General features: G+C 58.6%; 13 protein-coding genes and 1 pseudogene. 11 read left to right on the top strand and 3 right to left on the bottom strand.

What is annotated here, in order from left to right:
* Positions 1-76: 76 nt before the first annotated feature.
* The 3 genes and pseudogenes from ACO2RV_RS24525 to ACO2RV_RS24515 all read right to left on the bottom strand — a co-directional run bounded on the left by ACO2RV_RS24525 (position 77) and on the right by ACO2RV_RS24515 (position 1615).
* Complete coding sequence (locus ACO2RV_RS24525; protein ID WP_423296826.1) at positions 77-376, bottom strand: hypothetical protein; 300 nt, start codon at positions 374-376, stop codon at positions 77-79.
* Between the two features lie 123 nt (positions 377-499).
* Positions 500-733 (bottom strand): annotated as a pseudogene (locus tag ACO2RV_RS24520) (Lrp/AsnC ligand binding domain-containing protein); the annotation flags it as partial.
* Positions 734-916: 183 nt separating this feature from the next.
* Positions 917-1615 (bottom strand): GntR family transcriptional regulator, encoded by a 699-nt coding sequence (locus ACO2RV_RS24515; protein WP_423296825.1) that lies wholly within the window; start codon positions 1613-1615, stop codon positions 917-919.
* 301 nt (positions 1616-1916) lie between these two features.
* Here ACO2RV_RS24515 and ACO2RV_RS24510 point away from each other — a divergent pair, with 301 nt between their 5' ends.
* The 11 genes from ACO2RV_RS24510 (at position 1917) to ACO2RV_RS24460 (ending at position 10379) form a co-directional block, all read left to right on the top strand.
* The gene (locus ACO2RV_RS24510) at positions 1917-3209 is read left to right on the top strand and encodes an LLM class flavin-dependent oxidoreductase (protein WP_423296824.1); all 1293 of its coding nucleotides are present in this window, start codon (positions 1917-1919) and stop codon (positions 3207-3209) included.
* Between the two features lie 31 nt (positions 3210-3240).
* Entirely contained in the window at positions 3241-4464 is a 1224-nt protein-coding gene (locus ACO2RV_RS24505) for an ABC transporter substrate-binding protein (protein ID WP_423296823.1), read from the top strand.
* A 9-nt stretch (positions 4465-4473) separates the two neighbouring features.
* Positions 4474-5340, top strand: coding sequence for a branched-chain amino acid ABC transporter permease (locus ACO2RV_RS24500; RefSeq protein WP_423296822.1), 867 nt, complete (start codon positions 4474-4476; stop codon positions 5338-5340).
* Positions 5337-6230, top strand: coding sequence for a branched-chain amino acid ABC transporter permease (locus ACO2RV_RS24495; RefSeq protein WP_423296821.1), 894 nt, complete (start codon positions 5337-5339; stop codon positions 6228-6230). Before ACO2RV_RS24500 ends, ACO2RV_RS24495 begins: the two co-directional genes overlap by 4 nt.
* A complete protein-coding gene (locus ACO2RV_RS24490) occupies positions 6230-6991 on the top strand; it encodes an ABC transporter ATP-binding protein (RefSeq protein ID WP_423296820.1) in 762 nt (253 codons plus the stop codon). The genes ACO2RV_RS24495 and ACO2RV_RS24490 overlap by 1 nt, the downstream gene beginning before the upstream one ends.
* Positions 6988-7746 carry an ABC transporter ATP-binding protein gene (locus ACO2RV_RS24485; protein WP_423296819.1) on the top strand — a complete coding sequence of 253 codons (759 nt, stop codon included), beginning with the start codon at positions 6988-6990 and terminating at the stop codon, positions 7744-7746. Before ACO2RV_RS24490 ends, ACO2RV_RS24485 begins: the two co-directional genes overlap by 4 nt.
* Before the next feature lie 61 nt (positions 7747-7807).
* Positions 7808-8179: a RidA family protein gene (locus tag ACO2RV_RS24480; protein WP_423296818.1), complete on the top strand. Its 372-nt coding sequence runs from the start codon at positions 7808-7810 to the stop codon at positions 8177-8179.
* Positions 8180-8237: 58 nt separating this feature from the next.
* Entirely contained in the window at positions 8238-8657 is a 420-nt protein-coding gene (locus ACO2RV_RS24475; protein ID WP_423296817.1) for a RidA family protein, read from the top strand.
* A gap of 19 nt (positions 8658-8676) precedes the next feature.
* Positions 8677-9615, top strand: a complete 939-nt coding sequence (locus ACO2RV_RS24470) for a DMT family transporter (RefSeq protein WP_423296816.1) — start codon at positions 8677-8679, stop codon at positions 9613-9615.
* Positions 9612-10142 (top strand): flavin reductase family protein, encoded by a 531-nt coding sequence (locus tag ACO2RV_RS24465; protein WP_423296815.1) that lies wholly within the window; start codon positions 9612-9614, stop codon positions 10140-10142. Before ACO2RV_RS24470 ends, ACO2RV_RS24465 begins: the two co-directional genes overlap by 4 nt.
* A gap of 90 nt (positions 10143-10232) precedes the next feature.
* Positions 10233-10379 carry a hypothetical protein gene (locus ACO2RV_RS24460; RefSeq protein ID WP_423296814.1) on the top strand — a complete coding sequence of 49 codons (147 nt, stop codon included), beginning with the start codon at positions 10233-10235 and terminating at the stop codon, positions 10377-10379.
* Positions 10380-10483: the final 104 nt, after the last annotated feature.

The raw sequence follows: 10483 nt of genomic DNA, 5'->3' as shown, positions 1-10483 counted from the left end.
TCGTATCCACGCCCTTCATCCCCAGCCCGCCCGTCGCAACCAAACGACGGACCATGAGCCAAGAGGGGGGTCAAAATTACACGCCGATCCCCCTCACAACGGGGTCAATCTTCCATGCCGAAACACAGTCGAAATCAGCGTCGTCGAACACGATCAGCGGCGCGTGGCCGCCAAGTTCCAGATCGAGCGATGCGACCTGAGCCAGATGGTGGCCAGTCGCCGGATCGATGACGAGAAACGAGGCGGCGTGCGCGCCGGCTACCCAGCGACCATCGACATAGGCGAGTTCACGCAGCAGACGCCGATCCGAAAAGCGGTCAAGCCCAGCGCGGTGTTGAATAGTGCGGTGCTGAACGGCGGCAAGGGTCACTGACATCGCGCTCTCCGAGTGCTGCCAGAGTAACCGCCAGCGACGGAGAAAGAGGCTAAGCTAACCGTTGCAACAGGACGATTGGACCAAAGCCAAGCCCCCTGTAGAGGAATCCTCTATGACCGCCGCCTACGCACCGGCCGCGACAATCGGATCGAGCGGTTCGTCCTTGATCGTGCGCGTCACTATACAGGTGATATAGCGATCGATGCCAATTTCCTTCGCGAGCAGGTCTTCGACAAGCCGCTGGTAGGCGTCGATGTCTCGGGCTATCACCCTCAGAATGTAGTCGACGCGACCGCCGACCGCCCAGCAGGCGACGATTTCGGGCGTCTCCCTGACCGCGCGTTCGAACCGGTCGAAGACTTTATCAAAAATCAGCTTTAATCAAAGTGCGTCTGCATTCGACGTTCATAGAAGGCGGAGAGGCTTGCTTCTGCCCATCCCCTAAGTAAAGAAATTGGTCGGCACCGGCTACCAGCCTTCAAGGGGCTTAAATCCTCATCTATAGGTCAATTGTAGGCATTTATACTTCGTCTAGGATCTTCACTCGAGATAAATTCGACCGTAAAGTTCGCGCACGGCGCGCTCTATGTCATTGAGCGATCTGGTGATGTGTTTTTCCAGCAGTTCGATAAGATATTTGGTATCACGCCGACGCAGCGAGTCCTGGATCGCAATGTGCTGCTCCTGCCCGAGTTCCAGTCGACGTTCGTCGACTGCGAGATAGCGGAGTGGACGGATGCGTATGTTTACAGAGCGCAGCGCCTGCAGCATCTCGTTGTTGCCTGACAGGCCCGTAAGCGTCTCATGAAACAGTTCATCCTTGTGGATGATGCCGGAGGGTGCAAGACGCCGCATGTCGGCCAGATCCTGCAGCACCTTGCCAAGCACCGCCACCTGCACAGGGGTCGCCTTCTCAACCGCCAAACGCGCAGCCGCGGTTTCGATTGCGATACGCAGTTGCATCAGGTCGAAGATTTCCTTGGGCTTCACCTTCTTGCGGTAGAAACCTTTGGCCGGAACGAAATCGACGAAATTCTCCGAAGCCAGCCGGTTAAGCGCCTCCCGCAGCGGTGTACGGCTGACACCTAGCTTTCGCGACAACTCGCTCTCATTAATTCGCTCGCCAGGTCGTATGGCGAATGAGATGACCATATCTTGGATCTGACGGTAACTCTTCTCTACCGCCGAACCGCTGTCGCCCGCGCTATCGTGATCGCCGTCCTTCAAATGTTGGTCCATCTGAAAAAGTCCCGCCCATTTCTCCTACCGGCGACCCGCAAAGTGCGTAGCGGATCGGTCCTTTACCTACGCCAAAATTTCCGGCATGACCATCCGCCTTCAAATCTGCGTACAGATCTGAATGCACATCTTAGTGCCATGTTTTGCGCGCCAATTGTGCAATGCACTATGGGTTCTTCTGCGAGCCGGTCCGGTGGCCTGGTGTTTTTGCCGGATTGACAACGAGTTGCACGGACATGGGCCAACTGGCACGGGCCTTGCGTGGCGGTTCCATGGACGACGCAGCGCATTTGGAGCCTCAATGTCACGACAAGTTAAGCTTATCGCCTTCCTGATGACGGGGCCAACTTCGCACCATCACGCGATGTGGCGTCATCCAGAAACAGAGAATCGCTTTCTGGATCCACTCTGGTGGGAAACGCTCGCTAGGACCCTTGAGGCCGGGAGGTTTGACGCCTTCTTCTTTGCCGACGCGACGGCCTTCTACAATGAGACGATCATGACCAAAGGCGGTCAGATGTCGCTTCTCGATCCTGTTCCGCTGGTCGCCATGATGGCGCGCGCAACATCGCGGATCGGTCTAGGTCTGACGATGTCTACCAGCTTCCTGCCGCCATATTCGCTTGCCCGGACACTGGCTTCTCTGGACCTGCTAAGTGGCGGCAGGATCGCTTGGAACGTCGTCACATCCGCCAGTGATCGGGAGGCAATGAACTACGGCCTGCCTTCCCTGCTGCCGCGCGGCGAGCGCTACGATCGGGCGCAGGAGGTGCTTGATGCTTGTATGGAGCTTTGGGCGAGCTGGTCCGACGGGGCGCTGGTTGTCGATAAGGAAAGCGGCGACTTCATCGACGGCGATAAGTTGCGTCCGACCGATTTCAAAGGCAAGTATGTTGGCGCAAAAGGTGTCTTCGCAGTGCCCCCGAGCGCACAGCGTCATCCGGTGATCATGCAGGCAGGTTCTTCGCCGCGCGGTCGCGATTTTGCGGCGTCCTCAGCAGAGTTGATCTTCACGCTGCAGCACTCGCTCGCGGACATGCAGGAGTTCTATGTGGACATGAAGGCCCGTGTCGAAAAGGCAGGGCGCGCGCCTGAGGACTGCGCAATCCTCACTTCCATCGACCCCATCATCGGCGAGACTGAATCCATCGCGCGCGAAAAGCAGGCATACATCAACGAGCTGGTCGATCCCCAGCTCGGGATCGCACTCGTCTCGGCTCATACCGGGCTCGATCTGTCGACGTACCCCATAGACAAACCAATTACCGACATACCCGTCGAGGCGGGTTCGCGCGGTTCGTTCGACGTGATCATCCAGGGAACCAAGGCCGAGAACCTGACGCTCGGAGAAGCCGCAAAACGGTTCGCGACGAGCGAACTTTGCCCGCAGGTGGTCGGGACACCCGAAAGCGTCGCCGACCAGCTTGAGGAGTACTTCGAAAACAAGGGATGCGACGGGTTCATCCTGACGCCGACCGAGATGCCCGGTTCATTCGAAGCCTTCACGAGATCGGTGGTCCCGATCCTGCAGAAGAGAGGCCTTTTTCGGAAGGACTATCCGGGAGTGACCCTCAGAGAAACGATCCACGCTTGAATGTGCCGCAACCAACTGGAAAGGACTGGCAATGGTTAAGGGACTTCCGAAACTGGCACGCAAGCTGGCTGGCATCGCACTCTCGATGCTTTCATCAACTTCGCTCAGCCACGCGCAGGATGCAGGGCTCAAGATCGGCGCCGTCATCCCGCTGACAGGTACCTATGGCTCATACGGTAAGGCTCTGACCGGAGCGATGAACATTGCGGTTGAGGAGATCAACGCCGCAGGCGGTGTGACGGGCAAGCCGGTGGAATTGTTGATCGAAGACGATCAAACTGATCCGACAGCCGGACTCAACGCCGCAAGGAAGTTGATCGACGTCAACCAGGTCAACGCCATTGTCGGCACGTTCGCATCCAGCGTGACCTTGCCTGTCATGTCGTACACCCAGCAGGTCAAAATTCCGCTGATGACCGTATCCGGCGCGCCAGAGATCAGCCAGGTCGGTAAAGACACCGGTATGGTCTTCCGCTTTGTTTCAACGGAAGGCGCGTTCGGCACCGCTTACGCGAGATATGCCAAGAAGGAAGGCCTCAACAAGGCCTATCTTCTGACCGCCAACAACGCAGCGCAGCTTGATGCCGCCGCGAACTTCGAAACGACATACAAGGCGGAAGGCGGCGAGGTCCTCGGCAAGACCATCTTCGAGCCAAACCAGTCCAGCTATCGGTCCGAGGTGACCAAGGCGCTGGCGGAAGACCCGTCGGTGATAATGCTCGCGGCCTACACGAACGACGCCATCATCATCGCCAAGACCATTGCCCAGCTTAACCCGGACGTGAAGATCGTCGGGCCACTCTACGCGCTGGGCAAGGAATGGGTGGATGCTGTCGGTTCAAAGGCAGTGGAGGGAACGCTCGCCATCGACGCGATGTCGGCGGAAGACTCCAACGCCTACAAGCATCTCGCGCCGCTCTACACAAAGGCGGTCGGTGAGGCGCCTACAGGCAACCCGTACGCGGTGATGGACTACGATATGATCATAACGCTGGCGCTCGCCGCCGAGGCGGCAAAGAGCACCGATCCGGCCGTGTTCGCTCCGTTCGTCAAGACCGTGGCAAACCAGCCTGGCGTAGTTGTCTCGACATACGCCGAAGGCCTTGCCGCGCTCAAGGAAGGCAAGGACATCGATTATTCCGGTGCGTCCAGTCCCGTTGATTTCGACGAGAGCGGTGACCTCGCCTCGATGTTCATGCGCGCCTACAAGATCGAAGGCGGGCAGGCGGTCGCCAAAGAAACGATCGAACCCTGAGGCTGGCCGATGGCTCTGTTCGCGCAGGCAATGATAAACGGCATCACGGACGGAACCTTTCTAGCCATGATGGCGCTCGGCATCACGATGGTGTTCGGCGTCGCCCGCTTTCCGAACGTCGCACATGGGGACTTTCTCACAGTTGGCGCCTACGGCGCCTTCTGGTGCGCAACCTTGCTGCATTTGCCTTTTGTGGTGGCTTCAGCCGGCGGAACAGCACTGGCGATCCTGACGGGGCTCGCGGCCTATATGATCATTTTCCGCCAGATCGGGGATCGACCGATCACCGCCCTGCTAGTGTCCATCGGACTTTCGATCATGATGCGGGGCACGCTAAGCTTTGTGGCGGGTAACCAGCAGGTGGCATATGACCTTCCGCTCTGGCAGGCATGGCGTATCCTCGGGGTCCGGATAATTCCTCTCGAAGCGGGGATCGCGCTCGCCAGCGTGGTCGTCATCGTGGCGACCCACCTGATCTTGAAATACACGCGCATCGGCATTGAGATGCGTGCCGTAGCAGACAATCCGGTTCTGGCCCGGACCGGCGGCATCAATGCGGAACGCGTAAATCGCGCGACATGGTCGATCGCTCTCGGTGTCGGCGGACTCGCCGGGATATTCGTCGCCGCCAAGACGGCAATCTCGCCGGACATGGGCTGGAACCTCCTCCTGCCGGCATTCGCGGCTGCCGTGCTTGGGGGGCTTGGGAGTCCTTACGGAGCTATTGCCGCAGGTCTTATCATCGGCCTCGCGCAGAACGTCGCGACACTCTGGATCAGCGATACCTACAAGATCACCTTCGCCTTCATCGTGCTTATCGCAACGCTGCTGATCAGGCCCGAAGGCTTGACCGGTAAGGGAGCCGCTGCGCGATGACCGCCTACCTCGTCGCCATGGGAATCCAGGCTGGCATTTACGCTCTGCTGGCGCTCAGCCTCAACCTGCAATGGGGCTACACTGGCCTGCTGAATTTCGGTGTGGTCGGCTTCTTTGCGCTCGGCGCCTATACATACGCATTGACGACCGTGACGCTCGGCATGCATCCAGTGATCGGGCTGCTGACAGCAATCGTGACGAGCGCTCTCATCGCCTATCCGCTCGGCCTTGTCAGCATAAGACTGCGCACAGGCTTCTACCTTGCCATCGTTACGCTGGGCTTTGGCGAAGTGGTGCGGTCGGTAATCGTCAATGAACAATGGCTCACCAGCGGAACCAGGGGCATTCCCATCAGCCTGCTGATCCCGGGTTCTGCGCCGTTGACGAACCAGTCATTCCTCCTGGCGCTGGTCTTAGCCGCGATCCTCATTATCTACTTCGCGTTCGAGCGTCTTGGGCACTCGCCGTTCGGACGCACCATCGAGGCTATCCGGGATAATGAAGATGCCGCGCGCAGCCTTGGGAAACCCGTGGCCGGGTTCAAGATCGAGATATTCATGATCGGCTCCGCCGTGGCAGGCGCCGCCGGTGCGCTCAATGCCGTTCAAGTTGGCTACCTCGTGCCGGACCAGTTCGTTCCGATCATCACCTTCTACATCTGGATGGCGATGATTATCGGCGGCAGCGGGTCCAATCGCGGCGTCATATTCGGCTGCGGTCTTCTCGTCCTGTTTCTCGAAGGATCCCGGTTTCTAAAGGATATTCTGCCTGCGGAATACATGCTCTCGGATGCGCGCATGGCAGCTCTGCGTTTCGTTGTCATTGGACTGGCGCTTATCCTGGTCCCGATTAGATGGCCGAGGGGCATCTGGGGAAGGAAGGAACTCTAATGTCGGCCCTAACAGCGACTGGGATATCGAAGAGCTTCGAAGGGTTGAAAGTGCTCGACGGTGCTTGGATCGACGTGCCTGAGAAGCAGATCATTGGTCTTATTGGACCCAACGGGGCCGGCAAATCCACGTTTCTGACTGTCGTCAGCAAGTTTGCGGAGCCCGACACTGGTAGCATCTACTGCCGCGATCTCGATGTTACGCGCCGCAGCCCGGAGGCGCTGGCGCAGGCCGGAATCGTGCGCACATTCCAGATTCCGCGCGAGTTCGGTGAGCTCTCCGTGTTGGACAACATGATGATTGCGGCCAAGAACCAGATCGGAGAATCCTCCTGGAGGGTGCTGGTCTTTCCGACAAGGATCGCCCAGCAGGATCGGGTGATTGCCGCGCGCGCCCATGAGTTGCTAGACTTCCTTGGGCTTTCCGCAGTGAAAGGCAACGCTGCGAAGAATCTGTCCGGCGGCCAGAAGAAGTTACTCGAACTTGGTCGAGCCTTGATGACCGACCCGTTTCTTCTCTTGCTGGACGAGCCGTTTGCCGGTGTTGCACCGGGCCTGGTCGACGTACTCATAGAAAAGATTCATGACCTCAATCGACGGGGCATCGGCTTTCTAATCGTCGAGCACAATATGGAGGCCGTCAACGCGTTGTGCGGCAGTGTCTACGTCATGGTGCGCGGCAGCATTCTCACCGACGGAACGCCGCAGAAAGTATCGAATGACCCCCGGGTTCTAGAAGCCTATTTGGGAGGTGCAGCATGATTGCGCCACTCTTGGAACTGCATGATCTCCAGGCAGGCTATCGCGACGTGCCGATCATCCGCGGCGTCTCGCTGTCGGTCGAAGCCGGTAGGATAATCTGCGTTATAGGGCCGAACGGAGCTGGCAAGTCGACCGTATTGAAGGCGACGATGGGTTTGCTGCGAATCTTTGGTGGCGACGTCAAGTTTGCCGGTGAGGTGATCACCAACGTAGCGACCGAAAAGCACGTGGATATGGGTATTGGATATGTGCCTCAGGTGGCGAACGTTTTCGCCAGCCTTACTGTGCGCGAGAATCTGGCTCTCAGCGTCAGGCAGCGCAAACAGCAAACCGTCGCTCTTGAAGAGGTGCTCGCGCTTTTTCCTGAGTTGAAGCCGAAACTCGGCGCGGCCGCCGGCGCGCTGTCCGGTGGGGAGCGCCAGATGCTGGCATTTGCTCGTTGCCTGATCCTCAAGCCTCGACTTTTGCTTCTGGACGAGCCGACAGCAGCGCTCTCGCCGCTGCTTGTCGGAAACGTCTTCAAGAAGATCGCCGAAATAGCGGCACTGGGAACCGCAATCCTGCTTGTCGAACAGAACGCATTGCGAGCGCTGGAAATCAGCGATCGGGCAGTTGTCCTTTCGAACGGCGAAAATGCTGCAGAGGGAACCGGCGCAGAACTGCTCGCCAATTCGCGCATTAAGGATTTGTATCTCGGTGGCCACGGCGCTTCACCGGCCGCGCCACGAGAGCCTGCCCGCGCCGCATCCTATTGAAACATCCAGGAGAACGACCAGAAGGGACTTACGCCATAATCTGCATACAGGACGGCATACAATGAAATTGCTCAACAGCTTGCCAGAGATAGATGTCGCCAGCGCCACTCTCGCGATCCGTAACGGCATCTCAATCGAAACCGACGCCCTGGTCACGCTGAGCGGCTTCGCCGGCATTGATTTCAAAACGCATGCCATCAGCGATGGTCCGTTCGGGAGGCATGCCCACGGTTCGAACGCCACATTCGAATACATCCTTGGGTCGATGGGACTGAGTCTGGATCACTTCGTAAAGGTGCGATGTTTCCTGCAAGACTCGGTGCGCGACTTTCCCGAATGGAATGCAATCTTCAAGGAGCGCTTCGCGGCTCCTTACCTCTGTCGCACAACTGTTGGCGCTCCATTGGTGGTCGGTCTCATCGAGGTCGAATGACCGTTGCCCGCACTGCCCGCCGCGACGCCCAAGCCTTTGCAATCTCTGGAGTTTGAAAATGAAGATCCTCACCAATCTGCCGAAGATCGACGAAGCCGTGAAAGGCTTCGACATCCGCAACGCCATCTGCATCGAGGTGGGCGATCTGATCCTGTTCAGCGGATTTGCCGGACTGGAGATCGAGACGGGAAAGCTGTCCCAAGGCTCAATCGCAAAGCATGCGAACGACTCGATCGACTGTTACGAGTACATCCTGAAAAGCCTAGGCCTGTCGCTCGACAACGTTATCAAGGTGAATGCCTTCCTGGCAGACCCGGTCGGCGATTTCCCGGAATGGAACGAAACGTTCAAGTCCCGCTTCTCCGCGCCCTATCCGTGCCGGACGACAGTCGGTGCGCCACTCGTCGTTGGACGCATTGAGCTGGAGTTCACGGCGGCGAAGACAGCCCGACAGGCTGCGCAACTCGTCAATCCATGAGCTGGAAAGGCTGATTAAGGTGTCCGGTGCCCCCCGAGATCCGACCGATTATCTGCACCTGCTTGTCATCTATGTGGTCTGGGCAAGCGGCTATCTCGCCATGAAACTCGGAATGGAGGGGCCGAGCGCGTTCACCGCTTATCAGCTGCAAGGTGGAAGGCTTTTGCTTGGCGGAAGCATCCTCCTGCTGCTCGCGTGGCGGCGTGGCGTCTTGAGGCCGCTGACACCGCGCGAGTGGCTGATCTGCGGTGTGTCGGCCTTTCTCTTCTGGATCTGCGCAAACGGCTTCGCCCTGCTGGCGCTGCGTGAACTTCCTTCGGGGTTTGTCGCAATGGCCATGGGAACGATCCCGTTGTGGAGCGCCGCCTTTGAAGCGGTTCGCAGCCGCAAGGTTCCCGCGCAGCCACTGGCGCTGGCAATCGGCTTCATCGGTCTCGCACTCATTTATCTGCCGACGATGACCAACGGCTCAAAGCTCAATCCGTCGGCCATGACCGTAGCTATGCTCTTCGCAGCGCCGATTGCCTGGACCGTCGCGACATCTCTCCAACCATCGTTGCAACGCGAGTTGGACGGGAGAGCTGTCGCAGGCACTCAACTGGTCCTGGGTGGCATCATGGCGAGCGCAATAGCGCTGGCCCACGGTATGCCCCTGCCGTCACCGCCAAGCGCACAGACGCTCGTCGCCCTATTCTATCTCGCGATCTTCGCGTCGGCGGTTTCCTTCCAGTCCTATGTGAAGGCGACGGCGCTGTTCTCGCCGAATGTGGTTGCGGCCTTTGCCTATGTAAACCCGCCGATAGGCGTCCTGCTTGGCTGGCTCGTACTTGGCGAGAAGCCCGTTCCCGTCAGCATGCTTGGAATGATCATCGTCATGGCCAGCGTAATGATGACGGTCCGGGCAACGCTGCGCACGCGCACCGTGAAACTCGACACGATCCCAAGAGGAGCATCATGACCATCGCTTCGCGTCAAACCTCAGCCGTCGAAACGTCCGCGCCTGGCGTTGAACGCGCAACTTCTGAACTGTTCAAGGTTGGAATGCGCCGGCTGGCCTCCGGCATCGGACTCATCACGACATTCCACGAGGGTCGTCCTCACGGGTTTGTGGCAACATCCGTAACCAGTGTCAGCGCCGTGCCGCCGTCACTCCTGGTCTGTGCCAATCAAAATGCCAGCGCCCACGACCCGATCGAACACACTGGACGCTTCTGCGTTTCTCTGCTTGGCCAGCGTGACAAGGCGATAGCGGCTCAGTTCGGTTCGTCGAGCAGGCGCGATGAGCGATTCACCCAAGGCGACTGGATGAGCTTGCCATCCGGACCGCTCGCACTTCGCTCTGCGATGACATGGTTCGACTGCGTGATCGAAGAGCGTATCCGTCACCATTCACACAGCATCTTTCTGGCGCGGGTCATCGACGTCGGTATCGGAGAGCAAGAGATGCCGCTCGTCTACTTTGACCAACACTATCTGGAAATGTAAGCCGAGCGCTTGGTGAGCCGAAGTTCCGGGACATTCTGGCACAAGCCTTGCTGGATAATCGCGCCGGGGTACCTTGCAACAACGCTGTTCATGCTGATCGAGGGCGCAACAGTGCTTGCTCATATGGGGCAGAGCAAGGCGCAATTGCTGGCGCGCGGAGAGCGACCGATGTTCTGGCATTGGCGGCGGTGCTTCATTGAGCGCGGTCGTCATTTGTGTTTCGGCATGGAAGATTGACCCCGTTGTGAGGGGGATCGGCGTGTAATTTTGACCCCCCTCTTGGCTCATGGTCCGTCGTTTGGTTGCGACGGGCGGGCTGGGGATGAAGGGCGTGGATACGA

This window comes from Ancylobacter sp. VNQ12 (assembly GCF_049445835.1).
Taxonomy (GTDB): domain Bacteria; phylum Pseudomonadota; class Alphaproteobacteria; order Rhizobiales; family Xanthobacteraceae; genus Ancylobacter.
This window is presented reverse-complemented; position numbering and strand designations above follow the sequence as displayed.

Excerpts from the sequence above, each read along its gene's own strand:
- ACO2RV_RS24485 (WP_423296819.1), top strand. The coding sequence starts at position 6,988 with ATGATTGCGCCACTCTTGGAACTGCATGATCTCCAGGCAGGCTATCGC.
- ACO2RV_RS24525 (WP_423296826.1), bottom strand. The coding sequence starts at position 376 with ATGTCAGTGACCCTTGCCGCCGTTCAGCACCGCACTATTCAACACCGC.
- ACO2RV_RS24510 (WP_423296824.1), top strand. The coding sequence starts at position 1,917 with ATGTCACGACAAGTTAAGCTTATCGCCTTCCTGATGACGGGGCCAACT.
- ACO2RV_RS24500 (WP_423296822.1), top strand. The coding sequence starts at position 4,474 with ATGGCTCTGTTCGCGCAGGCAATGATAAACGGCATCACGGACGGAACC.
- ACO2RV_RS24490 (WP_423296820.1), top strand. The coding sequence starts at position 6,230 with ATGTCGGCCCTAACAGCGACTGGGATATCGAAGAGCTTCGAAGGGTTG.
- ACO2RV_RS24505 (WP_423296823.1), top strand. The coding sequence starts at position 3,241 with ATGGTTAAGGGACTTCCGAAACTGGCACGCAAGCTGGCTGGCATCGCA.
- ACO2RV_RS24460 (WP_423296814.1), top strand. The coding sequence starts at position 10,233 with ATGCTGATCGAGGGCGCAACAGTGCTTGCTCATATGGGGCAGAGCAAG.
- ACO2RV_RS24480 (WP_423296818.1), top strand. The coding sequence starts at position 7,808 with ATGAAATTGCTCAACAGCTTGCCAGAGATAGATGTCGCCAGCGCCACT.
- ACO2RV_RS24465 (WP_423296815.1), top strand. The coding sequence starts at position 9,612 with ATGACCATCGCTTCGCGTCAAACCTCAGCCGTCGAAACGTCCGCGCCT.
- ACO2RV_RS24495 (WP_423296821.1), top strand. The coding sequence starts at position 5,337 with ATGACCGCCTACCTCGTCGCCATGGGAATCCAGGCTGGCATTTACGCT.
- ACO2RV_RS24515 (WP_423296825.1), bottom strand. The coding sequence starts at position 1,615 with ATGGACCAACATTTGAAGGACGGCGATCACGATAGCGCGGGCGACAGC.
- ACO2RV_RS24475 (WP_423296817.1), top strand. The coding sequence starts at position 8,238 with ATGAAGATCCTCACCAATCTGCCGAAGATCGACGAAGCCGTGAAAGGC.